This is a genomic window from Citrobacter sp. LUTT5, from assembly GCF_009905315.1.
In the GTDB taxonomy this organism is placed as follows: Bacteria; Pseudomonadota; Gammaproteobacteria; order Enterobacterales; family Enterobacteriaceae; genus Citrobacter; species Citrobacter freundii.
Genome location: NZ_CP047606.1, coordinates 4,281,792 through 4,303,522 on the forward strand (window position 1 = coordinate 4,281,792; position 21,731 = coordinate 4,303,522).

Consider the following 21,731-nt stretch of genomic DNA (forward strand, 5'->3'; position numbering starts at 1 on the left):
TTCCCGTAGGCCGGATAAGCGATAGCGCCATCCGGCATCACGTAACATTCCCGTAGGTCGGATAAGCGATAGCGCCATCCGGCATCACAGTCTTAGAACGTTTCCCAGTTATCCCCGGCATCCGCTACCGCGGCTTTACGCGGCTGGACCGTTGAAACCGGTTTAGCGGCCGCAACGTCACGCGCGCGCTGTTGGTCATGCTGAATACGGAACACGGCAACGGCTTGAGTCAGGCGGCTGGCCTGCTCTTCCAGCGCGGCAGCGGCAGCGGCGGATTCTTCCACAAGCGAGGCGTTCTGCTGCGTCACACGATCCATCTCGGCAACGGCCAGACCAACCTGATCAATACCGCGGCTCTGTTCATCAGAAGCAGAGGCGATTTCACCCATGATATCGGTCACGCGGGTCACCGCATTGACGATCTCATCCATGGTTTCACCGGCGCTTTCAACCAGCGTTGAACCAACATCCACACGGCTGACCGAGTCTTCAATCAGGCTCTTAATCTCGCGCGCGGCCTGCGCACTACGCTGGGCCAGGTTACGTACTTCACCCGCAACCACCGCAAATCCACGGCCCTGCTCGCCCGCACGTGCGGCTTCTACCGCGGCGTTGAGTGCCAGAATATTGGTCTGGAAGGCAATGCCGTCGATGACGCTAATAATGTCGGCGATCTTCTGCGAACTGGAAGCGATATCACGCATGGTTTGCACCACGTTGTCCACCACTTTGCCGCCTTTCTGCGCGGTTTCCGACGCACTCAGCGCCAGATGGCTGGCCTGACGCGCGTTTTCGGCGTTCTGCTTCACGGTTGCCGTCAGCTGTTCCATGCTGGCTGCGGTTTCTTCCAGAGAGGCCGCCTGCTGTTCGGTACGGGAGGAGAGATCGTTATTGCCCATCGCAATCTCGCTGGCCCCGCTGTAAATCGCGTTGGCGCCGTTACGCACGTCACCCACGGTATTCATCAGCTCACCCTGCATGTGACGCAGGCTTTCCGCCAGTTGCCCAATCTCGTTGGAACCTTCCACTTCAATGCGCTTCACCAGATCGCCGCTGGCGATATGACGAATGCTGTCAATCAGACGGTTCATTGGGGAGATAAGGGTCAGTTTAATACCAAACCACACCGCAATAATCGCCGCCAGTACGGTAATCAGCACGCAGATCAGCACCCACATCGCCTGGCTGTAAGAACTGTTGTTATCTTCCACCGCGATGTCATACAGGCGATCGTTCTGCTGCATGTAACTCATATACTGCTTCTCAAAGCCATCCTGATAGCTCTGCGTCGGTTGATCAAAGAACGCGTTGATCTTCCCGTCACCCAGTAACTGGATCAGCTCCGCCAGCGCACCGTGATAGATGTCATAGGTGCGATTGATCTCCTGGAAAGCGGCTTCGCTTTGGCGCGGATCGCGCGGGAGCGACTCGTAAATCGCCCAGTTTTTTTCCGTCAGCTTCAGCGCCGTGCTGGCTACCTGCATCAGTTCGGCAACGGTCGCGCCGCTGCCGATATTGCTCTGATCCATCATGTAGCGAATGCCCGCCCGGTTCAGGGTATTACGCGTTTGCAGCAGCTCAACCCAGGTGGCGTTCAGCGCGGACTGTTGCTGGCGAATGGTTTGCAGAACAGTAAAGTTCTCTTTGTCATTCTTAAGTGAGTTAAAAAACAAGCCGCCCGAGGCGAGCTGTAAAAGGCCAAACAGCGCCAATACCAGCAGTAAGCTGGTAACAATCTTCATACGTTTTAACATGTTTTCTCTTTCCGCTAGACAGATGTCAGAATTTTCGGCCTGGAAAGGGAAAACTTTATGGATATCGTTCGAAAAGCCGGTGTTCTGGCAATATCTCTCGCTGAAAAAAGCAGCAAACACACTCGGCACATACCACGCAAAAGTTGCCGTAGTGGCTTCCCCACCTTTTCAGAGGGCTTTTCATTTATACGCACTTCGATTACCAATGGAAGTCCTGTCACCCGCCTCTAAAACAAGGAAGTCCCTTTGTGAAAAAGAAATTTTTCGATTTATTATCTAATGCTGCTCCCTTCTTACTGCTGGGAGGCATTTTAGGATTAATGACCCCCATAGTGCCAAAGCTCCTTATCCCGGAGATTTCAGGCATCTTAATGGAGAGCATCGCACCTAAAAGCATCATGTTTCTGCTCATTATAGATGCGTTATTTACTGTAATTTTACTCAGGCTATGTGGTGTATTCGATTCAAAAAAAGAAAAATCTGCTTTTATCTATGAAAGATTTTTATTTAAATTCAATGAATTGGGAAAATCCATTACCGCAGCCACGTTTGGTACACTTTTCGGGCTTACGCTGGCAATGCTTCCCTATAGCGAATTTCGCATGGCGGGAGTCGGCCTATATTTTTCTGCGATGTTGATCGTGATATGGGCCCTATTTGACTTCCTGAGCCACATGAGTAAAAACGCGGTTGGCAAAACTGAACGATGTACCTTTTATACCGCGGTTATCGCCATTTTCGCCTACTACCTCTACCTTATAGCCACTCAAATACAGGCGTCCACTCCAGTCGCGTGAACCTCATACCGGTAATTATGTGATTTTAATCACATAATTACCGGTCTACCCCCCATATTAAAACCGCTCGCTGACACTTGGGACCGCTTAAGCTGACATACAACCGCTCACTTATTTACCTTACTTTACGCGCGTAATTCTCTGGCAAGATCCCCCCAACATAGCAGTCAAATAACCTCCTCAAACACAAGATCAAACCCACGCGGCTTCGGCCAATTATTAATTAGATACCAGGTTTTACTATGGATACGAAAAAGATATTCAAGCACATACCCTGGGTGATTCTCGGAATCATCGGTGCATTCTGCCTCTCGGTAGTGGCATTACGTCGGGGTGAGCACATCAGTGCCCTGTGGATCGTGGTCGCCTCAGTTTCTGTTTATCTGGTGGCTTATCGTTACTACAGTTTGTACATCGCCCAAAAGGTGATGAAACTTGACCCGACGCGCGCCACGCCGGCGGTCATCAATAATGATGGTCTGAACTACGTTCCAACCAACCGTAACGTGTTGTTTGGTCACCACTTTGCTGCTATCGCAGGTGCAGGTCCGCTGGTTGGGCCGGTACTGGCCGCGCAGATGGGCTACCTGCCTGGTACGCTGTGGCTGCTGGCGGGCGTAGTGTTGGCCGGTGCGGTACAGGACTTCATGGTGCTGTTTATCTCTTCTCGCCGTAACGGCGCATCTCTGGGTGAGATGATCAAAGAAGAGATGGGCCCGGTGCCGGGAACCATTGCGCTGTTCGGCTGCTTCTTAATCATGATCATCATCCTCGCGGTACTGGCGTTGATCGTGGTGAAAGCACTGGCTGAAAGCCCGTGGGGTGTGTTCACCGTCTGCTCAACCGTACCTATCGCGCTGTTCATGGGGATCTACATGCGATTCCTGCGCCCAGGACGCGTGGGCGAAGTGTCGGTGATTGGTATTGTGTTGCTGGTTGCCTCCATCTACTTCGGCGGCGTGATTGCGCACGACCCGTACTGGGGCCCGGCGCTGACCTTTAAAGACACCACCATTACCTTCACCCTGATCGGTTACGCGTTTATCTCTGCGCTGCTGCCGGTATGGCTGATCCTTGCCCCGCGCGACTATCTGGCTACCTTCCTGAAAATCGGCGTTATCGTCGGTCTGGCGGTGGGGATTGTTATCCTCAACCCGGAACTGAAAATGCCGGCGATGACCCAGTACGTTGATGGTACTGGCCCGCTGTGGAAAGGCGCTCTGTTCCCGTTCCTGTTCATCACCATCGCGTGTGGTGCGGTATCTGGCTTCCACGCGCTGATCGCTTCCGGTACTACACCGAAGCTGCTGGCCTGTGAAACCGACGCGCGTTTCATTGGTTACGGCGCGATGCTGATGGAATCCTTCGTGGCGATTATGGCGCTGGTTGCTGCGTCCATCATCGAACCGGGTCTGTACTTCGCAATGAACACCCCGCCTGCGGGCCTTGGCATCACCATGCCGAACCTGCATGAAATGAGCGGTGAGAACGCCCCGCTGATTATGGCGCAGTTGAAAGACGTTACCGCACACGCAGCGGCAACCGTCAGCTCCTGGGGCTTTGTGATTTCGCCTGAGCAGATCCTGCAAACCGCGAAAGACATCGGCGAGCCGTCTGTTCTGAACCGCGCAGGTGGCGCACCGACGCTGGCCGTAGGTATCGCCCACGTGTTCCACAAAGTGCTGCCGATGGCTGACATGGGCTTCTGGTACCACTTCGGTATCCTGTTCGAAGCGCTGTTCATCCTGACCGCACTGGACGCCGGTACCCGTTCTGGCCGCTTTATGCTGCAAGATTTACTGGGTAACTTCGTTCCGTTCCTGAAGAAAACCGACTCTCTGGTTGCGGGTATCATTGGTACTGCGGGCTGCGTAGGCCTGTGGGGTTACCTGCTGTATCAAGGTGTTGTTGACCCGCTGGGCGGCGTTAAGAGCCTGTGGCCGCTGTTCGGTATCTCTAACCAGATGCTGGCTGCCGTGGCGCTGGTTCTCGGCACCGTGGTGCTGGTTAAAATGCAACGCACCAAATACATCTGGGTTACCGTGGTTCCGGCAGTATGGCTGCTTATCTGCACAACCTGGGCGCTGGGTCTGAAACTGTTCAGCACCAACCCGCAGATGGAAGGCTTCTTCTTCATGGCGAATCAGTACAAAGAGAAGATTGCTAACGGCGGCGAACTGACCGCACAGCAGATTGCCAATATGAACCATATCGTCATCAACAACTACACCAACGCAGGCCTGAGTATTCTGTTCCTGGTGGTGGTGTACAGCATCATTTTCTACGGGTTCCGTACCTGGCAGAAAGCCCGTACCATCAACGGTCGCTCTGATAAAGAGACACCGTATGTACCTGTGCCGGAAGGCGGCGTGAAAACCTCTTCACATCATTAAGCCGTAATTGCCGGATGGCGCTGCGCTCATCCGGCCTACAAAATGTGCAGTATGTAGGCCGGATAAGGCGCAAGCCGCCATCCGGCTTTATTCATTAACAGGACGGCAGAATGTTTGGTACTTTAGGTCAGGCAAAAAAATATCTCGGTCAGGCGGCAAAGATGCTGATTGGCATTCCGGACTACGACAACTACGTCGAGCACATGAAGACCAACCATCCCGATAAGCCTTACATGACCTACGAAGAATTCTTCCGCGAGCGCCAGGAAGCCCGCTACGGTAGCGGCGGAAGCAGTTGCTGTTAGAAGGAGAAGTGAATGACCCCGATTGCAGTTACCCTACTCACCGGTTTTCTTGGCGCGGGTAAAACTACCCTGCTGCGCCATATTCTTAACGAGCAGCACGGTTACAAGATTGCCGTTATCGAAAACGAATTCGGCGAAGTCTCGGTGGACGATCAGCTGATTGGCGATCGCGCAACACAGATCAAAACCCTGACCAACGGCTGCATCTGCTGCACCCGTTCGAGCGAACTGGAAGACGCGTTGCTCGATCTGCTCGACAACCTCGACAAAGGCACCATCAATTTCGACCGTCTGGTGATCGAATGCACCGGCATGGCCGATCCCGGCCCGATTATTCAGACCTTTTTCTCCCATGAAGTAATTTGCGAACGCTACCTGCTGGACGGCGTGATTGCGCTGGTTGACGCGGTGCATGCCGACGAGCAGATGAACCAGTTCACCATTGCCCAGTCTCAGGTGGGCTACGCCGACCGCATCCTGCTGACCAAAACCGACGTAGCAGGTGAAAGCGAAAAACTGCGTGAGCGCCTGGCGCGCATCAACGCCCGCGCCCCGGTGTATACCGTCACGCATGGCGATATCGACCTCTCTCTGCTGTTCGACACCAACGGTTTCATGCTGGAAGAAAACGTGGTCAGCGCCAAACCGCGCTTCCACTTTATCGCCGACAAGCAAAACGATATCTCCTCGATCGTCGTCGAGCTGGATTACCCGGTGAACATCAGCGACGTGTCCCGAGTGATGGAAAATCTGCTGCTGGAATCCGCTGAGAAGCTGCTGCGCTACAAAGGTATGCTGTGGATTGAAGGCGAGCCAAATCGCCTACTGTTCCAGGGCGTCCAGCGCCTGTACAGCGCCGACTGGGACCGCCCGTGGGGCGACGAACAACCGTACAGCCAACTGGTGTTTATCGGTATTAATCTGCCGGAAGACGAGATCAGAGCCGCGTTTGCGGGGTTGAAGAAGTAGATTTTTCGTAGGCCGGATAAGGCGCAGCCGCCATCCGGCATTGCAGCCACTCACTCGGTGATCACAAATCGTGTCGCCGCAAAGCAGTTCAAAACGCGGTGCACCAGAAATACCATCGTTAACGTGGCCAGCAGCGCGACGGTAACGGAAGTGATGCGATAGAGATCGCTGAACACCAGGTCCTGATCCGGATGCAGGTTCTGGCCGAACATAATGCCGATGGTGGTGATACTGGCAAAACCCACGCCCGCACCGACTTTTTCCATCACGTGCAGGCGGGCGCTGAACGCCAGTCCAAGGCCAATCAGCGGCATCATCAACAGCATATGGTTGCTGAAATCATACACCAGCAGTTGCACCAGCAGAATGTACAGACAAGCCAGAACCACGCCGACCACGCGCCAGAGAGAGCTCAACACCGCGCCGCGATAATGCATCGGAAACAGGATCAAAATGCCCGCCATCAGCGCCGACAGCGAATCGCTCAAGTCGCAAATCTGAAAGACCACAAAAATCATTGTCGCCACCGAACCAGAAAGCAGCGACTCGTGGCGAACCCGGGCGTCATCTTTCTCAATGCGCGGCGGCGGCTGGCGGGGTTCCACGTCCGGGATCAGATAATGCAGCAACGCGCTCAGCGCCACCGCCATGACGCAGGCTTCCATATTGGAGAACATCAGCGTATGCCAGTTGGTGGTGGGATAGCTCATAAAATTGAGCATCGTGCTCTGGCACACCACGCCCATTGAGCCGAACAGAAACAGCGGTCCTTTGCTCATCAAACGAAAACGCACCACGTACAGGCCAAATACCACCAGCGTCATAATCAGCGGCCATTGTGAGAGATAGCCGACAATCAGCACCATTTCGACGCAATTCACCGCCGCGCTGAACACAAACTGTTTGGCCACATGGCGGTTGAACACCGGTACCAGCGACAGCAGCATCAGCGGATAAACCACAAAAAATACGCCGTACTGCACGTTGTAGAAGGTCGAGATACTCAGCGCGATTGTCCCGGCGACGGAAATCCGCAGGGTCTGGCGAAAATCATTGGCGGTGTAGACAATATTTCCGTGCGGCGTAAAGACGTGAGCCAGGGTGTTAATAGACATAATGCAGCCAGCTAACAAGGTGGATCTGCGCCCCGGCAAAAGTGCGAGCGAACATCCCTTCGCTGTTATACAGCTGTACCGTGGCGCGCGCCCCGGTCGGCAACGGCGTGTCGAGCGGTTCGTTCAGCGCGACGTGAATACGCATACGCTGGGCGTCGCGCACCCAGCGGGTAGACTGTTCCGGTTGCGACAACTGGCCATTAACCTGCTCCTGACCCGCCAGAATACCGGCATCGCTGCTGGTGACGCGGGCAGAGAAAACCTTGCCCGGCATGGCGTCGAACACTACGGCGGCATCGGTATCCACCCGGGTGTGGCGCAGGCTTTTCTCGCGAAAGTCGGCCACGATATCGGTCTGGTGGCTGACCAGCGCCAGTAGCGGCGTGGCGGCAGTGGCGTAAAGTCCGGGGCTAAGCTGGAGGTTGCTCACCGTGCCGTCGGTCTGTGCATATACTTTGCTCCAGCCGAGGTTCAGTTGCGCCTCTTCCAGCGCGTTACGGTATTTTTGCAGCGTCACGTTGCGGTTTTCATCGCGCTCGCCGCGTTGGATCAGCAGGTTCTGAATACTGGCATTGAGCGCCGACACCGACTGCTCGCTGGTTTGCCAGGCGGTGCGCACCTTGTCGAGATCGGCTTGCGACACGTTCTGCATGGCGCTCAGGCGCTGATAGCGGTCAAAGGTGGTCTTGTCGTTCCGGGCGTTGAATTGCGCGGTGCGCAGGTTGGCACGCACAGAGGCGATCTGCGCATCCAGCTGTTGGTTGCTCAGCTTTGCCTGCTCAAGGGCGATTTGCGCAGCCTCGACCTTATTGATAAATGGCGTCGGATCCAGTTCGTACAGCAAGTCGCCCTTTTTCACCTGGCTATTGTTATGTACATGCACCTGCGAGACGTAGCCGGATACGCGTGAGGAAACAGGCGTTACCACGCGCATCACCGTGGAGTCCGGCGTCAGCGGGATCCAGATATCGGCAACGATAAACCAGGCGAATATAACCAGGAAAGCGGCAATACTCACCCTTACCCAACGGGCAAATTTTTGTTCTGGGGTCATCATAGTTTTTTAGTGTTGATTGTCTTCTTCGCGGATTGTCCGCAAATTGCAGGCGAGTTGATTTAAGGTCGAGCTGAAGGCGGCAAGCTCCGCTTCGGGGATGGTACACGTGACGCGATGTTGGTAGTTCTCAATCACCCGGTTTAGTTCTTCCAGCCTTGCGCGGCCTTGCTCGGTCAGCGTGAGCAGGCGAATGCGTTTGTCATAAGGCGATGTGGAACGCAACAGATAGCCGTGCTTTTCCAGCTGTGAGAGAGTGCGCATCAGCGGCGGCAGTTCAATACCCTGCACCTCCGCCAGTTCACTGACCGAGACGTTGTCTCCCAGTTGATACAGCTGCATCAATACCGTCCAGCTTGACTGCGTCAGGCCAGTGTCGGTAATGGCTGCATCAATAATGGCCCGCCACTGGCGCACCACCATTGCCATGCGCATCCCCATCGGACGGCGGGCAAACAGTTCATCTTCAGTCATGTATCCTTCCCCTCATCGCTGAGAAGAAAATAATACTTATCATGGTAAGTATCAAGAAACACATCATTCAGAAGCATGAATTGATAAATACTATGAATACAAAAGAGGCCGGGCGATAACCCCCAGCCTCTGCCGATGAAAGAAAATCACTCCACCTGATCGCGTCGCAGCCCGACGTCCCGCAGCCGCTCGTCGCTCATCTGTTGCAATAGGCGCCGCGTTTGCGCTCGCAGTCGCCACGCCTTGTATGCCCGCCAGATCAGTACAAACCCAATAAACGGCTGTTTTGCTTTATTCTCGTGAAATTCCATACCTTGCCTCCCCGCCTTGCCAGAGGCTTTATCTTCACGGATTTGGCCCAAAACAATACAGACTCACAAAGTACTTTTATTTAACATACAGATTGGTTAAAAAGAGTTCTGCATCGCTTTTTTCACGCCAATCTGTACCGGTTTGTTAATCTGTATGGTACCCATGAGGGATACAGCATGACGCGTTACCAACATCTGGCCAATCTGCTGGCCGAACGCATTGAGCAAGGTTTGTATCGCCATGGCGAAAAACTGCCTTCGGTACGCAGTCTGAGCCAGGAGCACGGGGTCAGCATCAGCACCGTCCAGCAGGCGTATCAGACGCTGGAACAATTACGGCTGATCACGCCGCAGCCGCGTTCCGGTTATTTTGTCGCACCACAAAAAGCACAGCCGCCGGTGCCGCTGATGTCGCGCCCGGTCCAACGTCCAGTCGAGATAACCCAGTGGGATCAGGTGCTGGACATGCTTGCAGGTCATGCAGACAAATCGATAATCCCTTTTAGCAGTGGCGTGCCCGATATCAATCAACCCAGCCTGAAGCCGCTCTGGCGCGAGCTAAGTCGCGTGGCGCAGCATAATCTCAAGGCGGTTCTGGGCTACGATGAATTACCAGGCTGTCGCGAATTGCGTCAACAAATTGCCCGGCTCATGCTGGACGGAGGTTCGGTCATCAATGCGGATGATATTGTGATCACCAGCGGGAGTCAGAGCGGGATGTCACTGGCGCTGCTGGCAGTCTGCCAGCCAGGAGATATCGTCGCCGTAGAATCGCCCGCCTATTACGGCACGATGCAGCTGCTACGCGGATTAGGGATCAAAGTTATAGAGATCCCAACCGATCCGGATACAGGGATCAGCATTGAAGCGCTGGAACTGGCGCTGGATCAGTGGCCGATTAAAGGGGTGATTCTGGTTCCTAACTGCAATAATCCCCTCGGATTTATTATGCCGGATGCGCGTAAACGGGCGGTGCTCGCCCTCGCCCAGCAGCACGATATTGTTATTTTTGAAGATGATGTGTACGGAGAGCTTGCCACGGAATATCCCCGTCCGCGCACAATACACTCCTGGGACAGCGATGGTCGGGTGCTACTGTGCAGTTCATTTACCAAATCCGTGGCGCCGGGGTTGCGCGTCGGTTGGGTTATTCCCGGTCGTTATCACGATAAATTTCTGCATATGAAATATGCCGTCATCGGCACTAACGTTCCTGCTACGCAGCTGGCGGCCGCCGCTTTCGTGCGTGAGGGGCATTATCATCGGCATGTTCGCCGTATGCGTCAGATCTACCAGCGCAATATGGAGATCTACACCTGTTGGGTACGGGAATACTTCCCCTGCGGGATCTGCGTCACCCGACCAAAAGGCGGCTTTATGCTGTGGGTTGAGCTGCCGCACCAGGTCGATATGGTCTGTGTCGCTAAGCAGCTCTGTCGCCTCAAAATCCAGGTTGCACCGGGTTCGCTGTTCTCCGCATCAGGAAAGTATCGCAACTGCGTACGCATCAACTGCGCGTTGCCGCCAAACGAGAAGCATCGGGAAGTGATGCAGAAGCTCGGCGAGGCGGTAAAGGTGGCGATAGAGTAAATCAGACCGCCCGGTGCTACCGGGCTGGCGATAGCACGGATTAAGTCATTTCTAATGGCTTACGCCCTGAATATCTTCAACGGAAAGTCGGGTAATTTTTTGCACCGTGCTGAGATCAGTACCGTCGGCCAGCATGGTGCGGGCAATGCGCACCGCCTCAGTACGTCGCCCCTCAATTAAACCTTCTTGTTTACCTTCCTGCTTACCTTTTTGCTGGCCCTCTTGCAGACCCTCAAGTCACCCTTTTTGAAATCCAGCCTCATGCAATCTGTCTGCGATCGTCATTAAATGCTCCTTATGCTGCGGTGAACGTTCAGCAACCCCACGAATAAACTCACTGAAGCGAGGTGCATCGCCAGTTTGCAAAATATAATTAAACAGCGTCTTTATCTGGCTGTCATTAGTCACTCCAGTAAGTAGCAGGGAAACAATTTGCTCAACAAGCCCCATAAGGAAGCTACACCCTCACCTGCAACTTTCTCTGTTTGCGAGACGATTTCCGGGATAAAAACGTCCCTATGTAACGTCTACATTTGTCTGGAACCCGTCACGCAGAATCACGGCCTCAATGCACATTCCCACTTTTTCACCACTCGGCCTGTGCTATAACGAATCATTACTTTCAGGGAGGAGGCGATGTGACGCACACCCGGGATATTCCACAATCGTTCTGGCGTGATGAACAGCTCCCGTGGCTGGAACTGCGCAGCACCTGGCAAAGCCAGCAGGCCTATAAGCGGCATCACCACTCTCAGCTCTCGATTGGAGCAATTCTCGAGGGGGAAACGTGCTGCCTGTGCGATGGCAAGGAATACCATCTGCAGGTGGGCGATCTGATTGTGATCCCACCGCTGGCACCTCACAGCTGTAATCCTGTTAACGGACAGTTTCGCAGCTATCACATGCTTTATCTTGATGCCCGGTGGTGCCTTGCCCATCTGCCTGCGCAGAACAACAATCAGCGGCTTTGCACGCGCGATCCCGTTATCCGCGATCGGCAATTGTTCCAGCACTATGTAAACCTCGTGGCACTTATGCAGCAACGGCAAACGACGCGGGTAACGGATGCCGCACAAGCATTGCTGCGTTCGCTGCCGTTGCAGTCGGTCACACAAGACAACCTAAGCGCCACCAGCCAGTATCTGCGCGAACGGTTGCAGACCAACCTGCAGGCTCCGCCCTCACTCGATGAGTTGGCACATGAGTGTCACATGCGTAAAGAGACGCTGATCCGCGCTTTTAAGCAGGACACCGGGCTGACGCCAGGAAGTTATCTGAACATCATACGGATTGACTATGCCCGCCAGCGGCTGCGGGCCGGGGACGAAATTGCCGATGTCGGCTATCAGAGCGGGTTTGCCGACCAGAGCCATTTCCATCGCACCTTTGTTCGCTACACCGCCGCCACACCGCGCCAGTACGCGTTGGGGCGATCAATAACAGACAATAATTAGCGCTGCGTCAGGCGTACGGTGATCTCAGATTCATTGTCTGAGGTCGCTATGTCGCTGCTTTCTGTACTTTTTCCGTCTGCTTTTCCCGCGCTGGCGCTGGCACATTTTGTCGCACTACTCAGCCCCGGTCCGGACTTCTTTTTACTGGTCGGTTATGCCGTACGATACCGGATGCGCGGCAGCACCGGGCTGTGCGTGGGTATCGCCGTCGGCAACGGGCTGTATATCCTGCTGGCAATTATCGGTTGGGGGATCCTGCGCCAGCTTCCCCTGCTGTTTACCATTATTGAGCTGCTGGGCGCGCTCTATTTATTGTGGATAGGCAGCCTGCTGATACGCAGTCGCCCGCAAACTCTGACCGGAACAGATGCCCGGTCTACCTGTCCCGGATTTGGTAAACAGCTGCTGCTGGGATTGGGTTCGTCACTGCTTAACCCAAAAAATGCACTGTTCTATCTGGCGCTAATGACTACCCTGCTCGGCCCGTCGGTGACGCTGCTACAACAAACCATGAGCGGGATCTGGATGACCAGCGTGGTGCTGTGCTGGGATCTGCTGATCGTGATGTTCATCGGTTTACCGCAGATCCAGCGGCGGTTAACCATAGGGATCTTGTGGGTAGAGCGTATCGCTGGCGGTGTATTGATTATCTTCGGCTGTGCTATCGCGCTGCGGTTTTTGCAGAGCATCGTAGTCTGATTTGCGGTGCGATTTTCTACACATAAACAGGATAAACTCGTTTAATTAATATCCAATCCGCATTACACTGCGGATGGTTATTACCCGTTCAACTTACTCTTCCTGAGGTGCGATGTGCTGATTGTTACCTGTAATCGTTACGTTTTCTGACCCCGTGTTAGTGAGCGTTTCTCCTGTTTGCGCTTCACGCAGGCAGTGTTTTTGATTACATGAAATTCAGTACATTTGCAGTCTGCTTTTATTCTGTCATCGGCCTGACGTCTCAAAGACGGTATTGAATTTCGCTATTCCCGTTGAGGGTTTTCTCCGACAAGGAGCTGTTTTATGCAACGGATTCTCGCGTTTTTCTCCCAACGCGCTACGACGCTATTTTTTCCTATTGCGTTGATTTTGTATGATTTCGCCGCCTATCTGTCGACGGACTTGATTCAGCCCGGCATCATTAATGTCGTACGCGATTTCAACGCCGACGTCAGCCTGGCGCCCGCTGCGGTGAGCCTCTATCTGGCAGGCGGCATGGCGCTGCAATGGCTGCTGGGGCCGCTTTCCGACCGGATTGGCCGTCGACCCGTGCTGATTGCGGGGGCGTTAATCTTTACCCTCGCCTGCGCTGCCACGCTGTTTACTACTTCAATGACGCAATTTCTGATCGCCCGATTTGTGCAGGGCACCAGCATTTGCTTTATCGCGACCGTTGGCTATGTCACGGTGCAGGAGGCGTTTGGGCAAACGAAGGCCATTAAGTTAATGGCGATAATCACTTCCATTGTGTTGGTTGCACCGGTTATCGGCCCGCTCTCCGGAGCGGCGCTAATGCACTTTGTACACTGGAAGATCCTGTTTGCCATCATTGCCGTCATGGGGCTTATCGCCCTGATTGGGTTAATGCTAGCCATGCCGGAAACCGTCCAGCGCGGCGCGGTATCGTTCAGTGCACGCGGCGTACTGCGTGATTTCCGCGACGTTTTCCGCAACCGGGTATTCCTGTTTGGCGCAGCCACGCTATCGCTAAGCTATATCCCGATGATGAGCTGGGTGGCGGTCTCACCGGTGATACTGATTGATGCGGGCGGCATGACTACATCGCAGTTTGCCTGGGCACAGGCCCCGGTGTTTGGCGCAGTGATCGTCGCCAATATGGTGGTGGTTCGTTTCGTGAAAGATCCGACCCGACCACGCTTTATCTGGCGGGCCGCACCTATACAGCTGAGCGGGCTGGCAGTGCTGATTGTCGGCAATTTACTGTGGCCGCACGTCTGGCTGTGGTCGGTGCTGGGAACCAGCCTGTATGCGTTTGGTATTGGGATGATCTTCCCGACGCTGTTCCGCTTTACGTTGTTTTCCAACAACTTACCTAAAGGAACGGTCTCGGCATCGCTGAATATGGTGATCCTGACGGTGATGGCGGTTTCTGTCGAAATTGGACGCTGGCTATGGTTTAACGGTGGCAGGATTTCGTTTCATCTGCTGGCGGTTGCGGCGGGGATCGCTGTCGTGTTCACGCTGGCAGGCTTACTCAAACGGGTACGCCAGCATGAGGCAACGACGTTAGCCACTGAAAACTAACCTGCCCGCTTATCCGGCCTACGACAACTATGTAGGCCGGATAAGGCGCTTGCGCCGCATCCGGCTACGCTCACATCACCTTACGCAATGCGTGCAAATCCCGCTTCGAGATCGGCAATCAGGTCGCCAATATCCTCCAGGCCAATATGCACCCTGACCAGCGTGCCGCTGAAATCCACCTCTCCAGCCGGGCGGATGCTGTTCAGCTCTTCCGGCTGGTTCGCCAGAATGAGCGACTCAAATCCACCCCACGAATAGGCCATATGGAACAGCGAGAAATTATCGAGGAAATTCGCCATCTGTTCGTCGGTCAGTCTCTTTTTCAGCACAAATGAGAACAGGCCTGAGCTTCCGGTAAAATCACGCTGAAAATACTCATGGCCCGGACATTCCGGTAACGCCGGATGGTTCACCCGCGCCACTTCCGGTCTTGCCGACAGCCAGCGAGCAATATGGATACTGCTCTCCTGATGCTGCTTAAGGCGTACCGCCAGGGTACGCAATCCGCGGCTGCCGTTGTAGGCGGTATCGGCATCCAGCGTTTGCCCCATCAGATAGGAGTTCTCGCGCAGACGATCCCAACAACGAGCGTTAGACACCGCCGTGCCCAGCATGCCGTCCGAATGACCGATGGTGTACTTCGTTCCCGCCTGAATGGAAATATCCACGCCATAATCCAGCGCTTTGAACAGCACACCCGCCGCCCAGGTGTTGTCGATCATAATGACAATCTCCGGATTCACCGCGCGGATAGCCTTCACCATCCCCGGCACGTCCTGGACTTCCATGGTGATAGAACTTGGTGACTCAAGGAATACAACCTTCGTTTCCGGACGCAGAAGATCGACGATACCTGCACCAATCAGCGGATCGTAATACGTTGTTTCCACATTGAATTTACTCAGGATCTTATTGCAAAAATCCTGGGTTGGCTCGTAGGCCGCACCGGTCATCAGGATATGATCGCCACCCTGAACAAACGCCAGAATCGCATTGGTCACCGCCGCAGCACCACATGGATACAGCGCGCAGCCAACGCCGCCTTCCAGTTCGCTCATTGCCTTCTGGAAGGCAAAGTGGGTATAGGTTCCGCGACGACCGTAAAACAGCTCACCGTTTGCGCGATTGGCGGTGGCAAATTTCTTGTCCTTCACGGTATCAAATACCAGTGAAGAGGCACGTTGGATAACCGGATTCACCGCTCCCTGGGTGTAGCGTTTGTCACGACCAGCAACAACCAGTTGCGTCTCAAGCTTCATTGCGTCTTTCATAACATCTCCTGTTCTTAATCCGTGTGAAACCTATACCACCGCAGCAGTAGAGTTTATTTCAGTGTTGGTCTGCTTTTTTCCAGCGAACCGTTCAACAATCTGCGCCGCATTCAAATCATGGATAACGTTAATCAGTGTGGCCGGCGCATCGGTAATGGTGCCCAGCACCACCAGCATCGGGATTGCTTCCATCGGCAGGCCCAGCGTGGTGACGATAAAGATTTCACCGAGGAACGCCCCGCCCGGCACGCCACCAACGATAATGGCGGAGAGCACCGCAATCAGCATCGTCAGGAAGAAGGTTTCGGTGGTGAATTCCATGCCCAGCACGGAATAGATAAAGACGATTTTCAGCGCGGCAATCATCGCCACACCGCCTTTGTTCAGGTTAACCAGCAGCGGAATGGAAACATCAACGATTTCCGGGTTAATCCCCATCGCCTTACCGGCACGCAGCGTCACCGGGAGCGTCCCCAGCGAAGAGCAGGTCCCCAGCGCAGTTGCAGACGGTTCAATCGCGTTACGCCAGAATGCTTTGACCGCCGGAATACCGCCGCCAATATACGAATAGAGAATCGAGCCAAAAACAAAATAGACCAGCGTGGCAACCATAAACAGGCCAATGGCGCGGGCAAAGGTTAACAGTAGTGCAGAGTCCTGACTGGCCATGGTGGCGGCGAAGTAGCAGCCCAGACCAATCGGCGCGACCTTCATAATGATCGAAACGATCTTCATGATCACGGTATTGGCGTCTTCCAGCAGCGACGCAATACGTTTACCGGCCTGATCCGACTGGCCAATCGCCACACCGGCGATGATCGCCATCACGATCAGTGCCAGAATATTGGACTTAGAGAACAGCCCAATAAAGTCGCTGGTGGTGATCATGCTGACAAAATCCATCTTGCCGCTGCCCGCCTGCACCGACTGCGAGAGATCGATAGTGACGCCCTGCGCCGGGTTATACCAGAGCGCCAGCGCGACGATCCCGGCCGCCGGAATAAAGGCCATCGCGATCGAAACAATAAAGATAATCGCCATAATACGCCCCAGCCTTTTCAGGTCGGTCATACTGGCGATCGAAGACATGACGCTGATCCCCACCAGCGGCACAATAATCATAAATAACAGGTTTAAGAATATCTGACCTATTGGCTGGAGTTTACTTGCAAACGATGGGGCATAAATACCTAATAAGCCGCCAATCACCAGAGCAACTAATAAAATAATCGACGATCTGTAGGGTTCGAGTCGTGACCACATAATCGGTACCTTTAGAATAATAATTAATGAGATTAAATTCACAATGTGATGAGTTTCCGTTTCGCCTCCTTTTATTTTGTGACGTAACTCACCTAAGTTGTTATTTTTTCATTTTGCCAGCAAGTTGTTTCCTGTGATTCAATAGTTGCATGTTTAAAAGGCGAATGTAACGGCCTATTCGTACCGTTTTTGCAAATCACTTGTGAATTAAAGGAAACTATGAGTACGCCGATTTCACTCAAGCATCTGGAGTTTTTTACTAAAATCGTCGACTGCGGAGGATTGTCAGAAGCCGCGGCGCAGCTCAACGTCTCGCCGTCTGCGGTCAGCAAAAGCCTGGCAGCGATGGAAGATACGTTAGGCACGACATTAATTAAACGCACCACCCGCAGTATTACCCTGACCGACGCCGGGCAATATCTCTTTAATCGCGCTAACAAGCTGTTGAAAGAATTCGATGAAACGCTGAACACTACTTCCGGTTATTACCATAACCCGCAGGGTGAATTACGTATAACCTGCTCAATTGCGTTTGGTTATTCCCGGCTGGTGAACCTGGTGGATAAATACCGCTCCCAGTTCCCGGATGTGAATCTGTATATCGATCTCAACGATAACTTCGTCAATCTGAACGAAACGGATTTCGACATTGCCCTGCGAATTTCCACCGCGCCGCCGCAAAACTATGCGATGCGCAAGCTGGTGCCCGTTCGCTGGGCGTACTGTGCCTCACCCGGCTACCTCGCCAAAAAAGGCATGCCCCAGCGTCGCAGCGATCTGGTAGATCATGATTGCCTGGTTTACCCGGGCCTCACGCCGGTACTGAAGGTGGCAGATGAACAGGATCGACTGCATCAGTTGAAACTACATATGCCGATCCAGGCCAACAGCAGTCTGGTGCTGTTGAAGTCGGTGTTAGAAGATCAGGGGGTGGCATATTTGCCCACTTATTTGATTGGCGATCATATTCAAAAAGAGGAGATCACGCCGCTGATGCTCGACGGCACCATCACCTGTGAAACTCATGCCCTGTATGCGCTGTACTTTCCCAGCAAGTACAGCAATCCGAAGGTGCGATCGTTTATCGATTTTCTGGTCGCAGAACTTGGTCCCTTACCGGCGTGGGATAACTGGATCCCAGGATAAACGCTTCCCGCCTGAAAATGGGAGACGCGCCACATTTTTTGCGCGATCCCCCCGTCTGGCTCTATCCTTAAGCCTATGAATAAAATTGCTGAACTCAAACGTGCCAAGCGACTGGCGCTCTCTCTGCTGCTGATCGCTGCCGCGACCTTCGTCATCACGCTGTTTTTGCCGCCTAACTTCTGGGTACTCGGGATCAAAGCGATTGCCGAAGCGGCGATGGTGGGCGCGCTGGCGGACTGGTTTGCCGTGGTGGCGCTTTTTCGCCGGGTGCCGATCCCGTTTATCTCGCAACACACGGCTATTATCCCGCGCAATAAGGATCGGATCGGCGAAAATCTTGGTCAGTTTGTACAAGAGAAATTCCTCGATACCCAGTCGCTGATAGCCCTGATCCGCCGCCATGAACCGGCGCTGTTGATCGGCAACTGGTTCAGCCAGCCGGAAAACGCCCAGCGCATCGGCCAGCATCTGTTGCAGATCATGAGCGGTTTTCTCGAACTGACCGACGACTCGCGCATTCAGCGGCTGATCAAGCGGGCGGTGCACAAGGCCATCGACAAGGTCGATCTCTCCGGAACCAGCGCACTGATGCTGGAAAGCATGACCAAAAACAATCGCCATCAGGTGCTGCTCGATACGCTGATCGCCCAACTGATCGCCCTGCTACAGCGCGACAGCTCACGAGCGTTTATCGCCAGACAAGTAGTGCGCTGGCTGGAAACCGAACATCCGCTGAAAGCGAAGATCCTGCCAACCGAATGGCTGGGCGAGCACAGCGCCGAGCTGGTGTCTGATGCCGTTAACTCCTTGCTGGATGACATCAGCCACGATCGCGCGCATCAGATCCGCCATGCCTTCGATCGCGCTACATTTAAGCTCATCGATAAGCTCAAACACGATCCGGAAATGGCCGCGCGGGCCGAAAGCATGAAAAGCTATCTGAAGGAAGATGAAGCCTTCAACCGTTATCTTGGCGAGCTGTGGGCAGACCTGCGTCAGTGGGTGAAAACCGACATTAACGCAGATGATTCCCGCGTGAAGCAGCGCATCGCCAGCGCCGGGCAGTGGTTCGGCGAAACGCTGGTAGCCGACAGCGCCCTGCGTGCCTCACTAAATGGGCATCTGGAGCAGGCCGCGCATAAGGTAGCGCCAGAGTTCGCCACCTTCCTGACGCGCCATATTAGCGACACGGTGAAAAGTTGGGATGCACGCGATATGTCGCAGCAAATTGAGTTAAACATCGGTAAAGATTTGCAGTTTATTCGCGTCAACGGCACGTTGGTTGGCGGTTCAATCGGGCTGGTGTTATATCTGTTGTCGCAAATTCCGTCCCTGCTGACGCTGGCGAATTTTTAAGGAGAAAGATTCAATGACGATGAGCATCCGCATTTTTTCCCTGCGCGAGACGCCAGAAAAGCTGCACGAGATCACCGCTTACTTTCAGCAGCAATGGGCCTCAGAAGACTCCATGGCGGTATACGAGGATGCATTGCGCCGTTGTATTGGCGCAAAGAATCCGCTACCACAGTGGTACTGGCTGCAGGATGGTGACAGCATTGTTGGCTGCGCTGGATTGATCACCAATGATTTTATTAGTCGCGGCGAATTGTGGCCGTGGCTATGCGCGCTCTATATCGATCCTCGCTATCGTGGTCACGGTCTGGCGTTTCGCCTGATCGAACATATTGCACAGCAGGCCAGACAGTTGGGTTTTACGCAGCTCCATCTGTGTACTGACCTGGAAAGTTTATACGAGAAAGCAGGGTTTTACTTTAACGGGCCGGGCTATCATCCGTGGGGGGAAGTCTCGCGGGTCTACAGCCGTAACCTTTGATGGCATTCAGCGTTACGCGGTTTTATTTTTACTTTTCATTATCATTTACGCATGTAATATAACAATCATCAGCTAACAGCGCGAAATGAGAGTCCGTATGTCCCAGGGAAGCCCAGATTCAAATCGCCATGCCATCAGTGTCGCGCTCTTTGGCATGCTGGTCTTAACGCTGGGCATGGGGATTGGACGCTTTCTGTATACGCCAATGCTGCCGGTGCTGCTGTCGGAAGGTCAATTTACGTTTGACCAACTCTCGTGGATTGCCAGCGCCAACTACGCCGGGTATCTGGCGGGAAGCCTGCTCTTCTCCTTTGGGCTCTTTCATCTCCCCTCACGCTTACGTCCGATGTTGCTAACGTCCGCGCTCGCTACCGCAGGGCTGATTCTGGCGATGGCCAGCTTTACACAGCCCGCGCTGGTGATGCTGATCCGCTTTCTGGCGGGCGTCGCCAGTGCCGGTATGATGATCTTTGGCTCGATGATCGTTCTGCATCATACCCGGCATCCCTTCGTGATCGCGGCGTTGTTCTCCGGCGTTGGCGCAGGCATTTTGCTGGGCAATGAATATGTCATTAGCGGTCTGCATTTTGCGCTGTCCTCGCACACGCTCTGGCTGGGCGCGGCGGCAGCCTCGGCTCTGTTCTTTGTGCTACTGGTTATACTCCTGCCATCTCGCGACCACGTGCTCCCCGCCGCGGCCCCGGTAAAAACAGAGCATCAGCCTATGTCCTGGTGGCTGTTGGCGCTGCTGTACGGGCTGGCCGGATTTGGCTACATCATTGTCGCCACCTACCTGCCGCTAATGGCGAAAAGCGCCGGCTCGCCGCTGTTGACAGCCCATCTCTGGTCGCTGGTCGGCATATCGATAATTCCGGGGTGTTTCGCCTGGCTGTGGGCCGCCCGACGCTGGGGAGTATTGCAATGCCTGACGGCGAATTTGTTGATTCAAAGCGCCTGCGTGCTCATGACGCTCGCCAGCGGCTCTTTGCCGCTGCTGGTGATAAGCAGCATGGGTTTTGGCGCAACGTTTATGGGAACCACTTCACTGGTGATGCCGCTTGCGCGACAACTTAGCATACCGCGCAATATTAATCTGCTGGGCCTGGTCACTCTGACTTACGGCATTGGGCAAATACTTGGTCCGCTATTAACCAGCCTGCTGGGAAGCGGCGCACTGGCGATCGTTAACGCCACGGTGTGCGGCGCCGTCGCGTTGTTTATTGCGGCACTTATCAGCCTCACGCAATTATACAAACAGCGTTTCGCCTCGCCAAAAAGGGTATAACCGGCAACCTTCTAAAGAAGGTATATTCGGATTAGTCCGCAATTAAATGTCAACATTTAATAAACCGCAAATAATCGGTAATTACCCACCAGACAATTTATAATTCCCGTCCGTTCATTTATAAACTCAATTTAAAATGCGTAAAAATGGACATATTAATTCAACATCAACACTATCTTCGGGAAAATACATGTCGTGGTTCAAAAGAATATTACTGGGGTTGATTATTTTAGCGGGTTTAATTGGCACGCTAAAGGATTATAAAGACTTTGGCCTGTTTGGCGCACTGGGATTGTTTATTATCTTCCTGTTATCAACAACATTTTTATGGCAATGGGCATCTGGCAATGGCTGTTTAGCGGTGTACAGCAGGAAGAGAGTCAGCCGGTTTAAACGCCGGCAGATATAAAAAAAGGCGTCTGAACCAGGACGCCTTTTTCATACCAGAACA

General features: G+C 53.8%; 20 protein-coding genes and 1 pseudogene. 13 read left to right on the top strand and 8 right to left on the bottom strand.

All coding sequences use genetic code 11. The annotated features are described in order from the left end of the window. Nucleotides 1-92: 92 nt before the first annotated feature. Nucleotides 93-1,754, bottom strand: coding sequence for a methyl-accepting chemotaxis protein (gene tsr / locus GUC46_RS20555; RefSeq protein WP_003837223.1), 1,662 nt, complete (start codon nt 1,752-1,754; stop codon nt 93-95). Nucleotides 1,755-2,002: 248 nt separating this feature from the next. On the opposite strand from tsr, the gene GUC46_RS20560 reads away from it, so the two are divergent. From GUC46_RS20560 to yjiA, 4 genes are all read left to right on the top strand, one after another. After that, nucleotides 2,003-2,551 (top strand): hypothetical protein, encoded by a 549-nt coding sequence (locus GUC46_RS20560; protein ID WP_160180663.1) that lies wholly within the window; start codon nt 2,003-2,005, stop codon nt 2,549-2,551. A 242-nt stretch (nt 2,552-2,793) separates the two neighbouring features. Then, the gene (gene btsT, locus GUC46_RS20565) at nt 2,794-4,944 is read left to right on the top strand and encodes a pyruvate/proton symporter BtsT (protein WP_003845609.1); all 2,151 of its coding nucleotides are present in this window, start codon (nt 2,794-2,796) and stop codon (nt 4,942-4,944) included. A gap of 110 nt (nt 4,945-5,054) precedes the next feature. Then, entirely contained in the window at nt 5,055-5,249 is a 195-nt protein-coding gene (locus tag GUC46_RS20570; protein WP_003830038.1) for a YbdD/YjiX family protein, read from the top strand. Between the two features lie 12 nt (nt 5,250-5,261). Next, nucleotides 5,262-6,218: a GTPase gene (gene yjiA / locus GUC46_RS20575; protein ID WP_003837219.1), complete on the top strand. Its 957-nt coding sequence runs from the start codon at nt 5,262-5,264 to the stop codon at nt 6,216-6,218. A gap of 50 nt (nt 6,219-6,268) precedes the next feature. Here the strand turns inward: yjiA and GUC46_RS20580 are convergent, their stop codons facing one another. From GUC46_RS20580 to GUC46_RS20595, 4 genes are all read right to left on the bottom strand, one after another. Next, nucleotides 6,269-7,333 carry a DUF2955 domain-containing protein gene (locus tag GUC46_RS20580; protein ID WP_016149498.1) on the bottom strand — a complete coding sequence of 355 codons (1,065 nt, stop codon included), beginning with the start codon at nt 7,331-7,333 and terminating at the stop codon, nt 6,269-6,271. Then, the gene (locus tag GUC46_RS20585; RefSeq protein ID WP_003837201.1) at nt 7,323-8,390 is read right to left on the bottom strand and encodes an HlyD family secretion protein; all 1,068 of its coding nucleotides are present in this window, start codon (nt 8,388-8,390) and stop codon (nt 7,323-7,325) included. Before GUC46_RS20585 ends, GUC46_RS20580 begins: the two co-directional genes overlap by 11 nt. Before the next feature lie 6 nt (nt 8,391-8,396). Beyond that, nucleotides 8,397-8,861: a MarR family winged helix-turn-helix transcriptional regulator gene (locus GUC46_RS20590; protein WP_003019178.1), complete on the bottom strand. Its 465-nt coding sequence runs from the start codon at nt 8,859-8,861 to the stop codon at nt 8,397-8,399. Nucleotides 8,862-9,007: 146 nt separating this feature from the next. After that, the gene (locus tag GUC46_RS20595; protein ID WP_003019180.1) at nt 9,008-9,172 is read right to left on the bottom strand and encodes a DUF1127 domain-containing protein; all 165 of its coding nucleotides are present in this window, start codon (nt 9,170-9,172) and stop codon (nt 9,008-9,010) included. 177 nt (nt 9,173-9,349) lie between these two features. Between GUC46_RS20595 and GUC46_RS20600 the strand changes: the two genes are divergently transcribed. Then, a complete protein-coding gene (locus GUC46_RS20600) occupies nt 9,350-10,762 on the top strand; it encodes a PLP-dependent aminotransferase family protein (protein ID WP_003019183.1) in 1,413 nt (470 codons plus the stop codon). Between the two features lie 51 nt (nt 10,763-10,813). On the opposite strand, the pseudogene GUC46_RS20605 reads toward GUC46_RS20600, so the two are convergent. Then, nucleotides 10,814-11,215, bottom strand: a pseudogene (locus GUC46_RS20605) (ISNCY family transposase); the annotation flags it as partial. Nucleotides 11,216-11,400: 185 nt separating this feature from the next. On the opposite strand from GUC46_RS20605, the gene GUC46_RS20610 reads away from it, so the two are divergent. The 3 genes from GUC46_RS20610 to mdtM all read left to right on the top strand — a co-directional run bounded on the left by GUC46_RS20610 (nt 11,401) and on the right by mdtM (nt 14,481). Continuing rightward, nucleotides 11,401-12,216: an AraC family transcriptional regulator gene (locus GUC46_RS20610; protein WP_121540729.1), complete on the top strand. Its 816-nt coding sequence runs from the start codon at nt 11,401-11,403 to the stop codon at nt 12,214-12,216. Between the two features lie 48 nt (nt 12,217-12,264). Beyond that, the gene (locus tag GUC46_RS20615) at nt 12,265-12,915 is read left to right on the top strand and encodes a LysE family translocator (protein WP_121540728.1); all 651 of its coding nucleotides are present in this window, start codon (nt 12,265-12,267) and stop codon (nt 12,913-12,915) included. Nucleotides 12,916-13,239: 324 nt separating this feature from the next. Next, nucleotides 13,240-14,481, top strand: coding sequence for a multidrug efflux MFS transporter MdtM (gene mdtM / locus GUC46_RS20620; protein WP_121540727.1), 1,242 nt, complete (start codon nt 13,240-13,242; stop codon nt 14,479-14,481). 80 nt (nt 14,482-14,561) lie between these two features. Here mdtM and metC read toward each other — a convergent pair whose 3' ends face one another. Further along, a complete protein-coding gene (gene metC / locus GUC46_RS20625) occupies nt 14,562-15,752 on the bottom strand; it encodes a cystathionine beta-lyase (protein WP_003019195.1) in 1,191 nt (396 codons plus the stop codon). A 30-nt stretch (nt 15,753-15,782) separates the two neighbouring features. Further along, nucleotides 15,783-17,015 carry a dicarboxylate/amino acid:cation symporter gene (locus tag GUC46_RS20630; RefSeq protein ID WP_003019196.1) on the bottom strand — a complete coding sequence of 411 codons (1,233 nt, stop codon included), beginning with the start codon at nt 17,013-17,015 and terminating at the stop codon, nt 15,783-15,785. A 219-nt stretch (nt 17,016-17,234) separates the two neighbouring features. On the opposite strand from GUC46_RS20630, the gene GUC46_RS20635 reads away from it, so the two are divergent. From GUC46_RS20635 to GUC46_RS20655, 5 genes are all read left to right on the top strand, one after another. Further along, nucleotides 17,235-18,161 (top strand): LysR family transcriptional regulator, encoded by a 927-nt coding sequence (locus GUC46_RS20635; RefSeq protein ID WP_048233971.1) that lies wholly within the window; start codon nt 17,235-17,237, stop codon nt 18,159-18,161. Nucleotides 18,162-18,236: 75 nt separating this feature from the next. Then, entirely contained in the window at nt 18,237-19,517 is a 1,281-nt protein-coding gene (locus GUC46_RS20640; RefSeq protein ID WP_121540725.1) for a DUF445 domain-containing protein, read from the top strand. A gap of 13 nt (nt 19,518-19,530) precedes the next feature. Next, the gene (locus GUC46_RS20645; RefSeq protein WP_121540724.1) at nt 19,531-19,995 is read left to right on the top strand and encodes a GNAT family N-acetyltransferase; all 465 of its coding nucleotides are present in this window, start codon (nt 19,531-19,533) and stop codon (nt 19,993-19,995) included. Between the two features lie 97 nt (nt 19,996-20,092). After that, nucleotides 20,093-21,280 carry an MFS transporter gene (locus GUC46_RS20650; protein WP_160180665.1) on the top strand — a complete coding sequence of 396 codons (1,188 nt, stop codon included), beginning with the start codon at nt 20,093-20,095 and terminating at the stop codon, nt 21,278-21,280. Nucleotides 21,281-21,470: 190 nt separating this feature from the next. Continuing rightward, on the top strand, nt 21,471-21,689 hold the full coding sequence (locus GUC46_RS20655; RefSeq protein WP_226796417.1) for a hypothetical protein: 219 nt from the start codon (nt 21,471-21,473) through the stop codon (nt 21,687-21,689). Nucleotides 21,690-21,731: the final 42 nt, after the last annotated feature.

Bases quoted from the DNA above. Each gene is read 5' to 3' on its own strand.
- tsr (WP_003837223.1), bottom strand. From the start codon at position 1,754: ATGTTAAAACGTATGAAGATTGTTACCAGCTTACTGCTGGTATTGGCG.
- btsT (WP_003845609.1), top strand. From the start codon at position 2,794: ATGGATACGAAAAAGATATTCAAGCACATACCCTGGGTGATTCTCGGA.
- GUC46_RS20570 (WP_003830038.1), top strand. From the start codon at position 5,055: ATGTTTGGTACTTTAGGTCAGGCAAAAAAATATCTCGGTCAGGCGGCA.
- yjiA (WP_003837219.1), top strand. From the start codon at position 5,262: ATGACCCCGATTGCAGTTACCCTACTCACCGGTTTTCTTGGCGCGGGT.
- GUC46_RS20580 (WP_016149498.1), bottom strand. From the start codon at position 7,333: ATGTCTATTAACACCCTGGCTCACGTCTTTACGCCGCACGGAAATATT.
- GUC46_RS20585 (WP_003837201.1), bottom strand. From the start codon at position 8,390: ATGATGACCCCAGAACAAAAATTTGCCCGTTGGGTAAGGGTGAGTATT.
- GUC46_RS20590 (WP_003019178.1), bottom strand. From the start codon at position 8,861: ATGACTGAAGATGAACTGTTTGCCCGCCGTCCGATGGGGATGCGCATG.
- GUC46_RS20595 (WP_003019180.1), bottom strand. From the start codon at position 9,172: ATGGAATTTCACGAGAATAAAGCAAAACAGCCGTTTATTGGGTTTGTA.
- GUC46_RS20600 (WP_003019183.1), top strand. From the start codon at position 9,350: ATGACGCGTTACCAACATCTGGCCAATCTGCTGGCCGAACGCATTGAG.
- GUC46_RS20615 (WP_121540728.1), top strand. From the start codon at position 12,265: ATGTCGCTGCTTTCTGTACTTTTTCCGTCTGCTTTTCCCGCGCTGGCG.
- mdtM (WP_121540727.1), top strand. From the start codon at position 13,240: ATGCAACGGATTCTCGCGTTTTTCTCCCAACGCGCTACGACGCTATTT.
- metC (WP_003019195.1), bottom strand. From the start codon at position 15,752: ATGAAAGACGCAATGAAGCTTGAGACGCAACTGGTTGTTGCTGGTCGT.
- GUC46_RS20630 (WP_003019196.1), bottom strand. From the start codon at position 17,015: ATGTGGTCACGACTCGAACCCTACAGATCGTCGATTATTTTATTAGTT.
- GUC46_RS20635 (WP_048233971.1), top strand. From the start codon at position 17,235: ATGAGTACGCCGATTTCACTCAAGCATCTGGAGTTTTTTACTAAAATC.
- GUC46_RS20640 (WP_121540725.1), top strand. From the start codon at position 18,237: ATGAATAAAATTGCTGAACTCAAACGTGCCAAGCGACTGGCGCTCTCT.
- GUC46_RS20645 (WP_121540724.1), top strand. From the start codon at position 19,531: ATGACGATGAGCATCCGCATTTTTTCCCTGCGCGAGACGCCAGAAAAG.
- GUC46_RS20650 (WP_160180665.1), top strand. From the start codon at position 20,093: ATGTCCCAGGGAAGCCCAGATTCAAATCGCCATGCCATCAGTGTCGCG.
- GUC46_RS20655 (WP_226796417.1), top strand. From the start codon at position 21,471: ATGTCGTGGTTCAAAAGAATATTACTGGGGTTGATTATTTTAGCGGGT.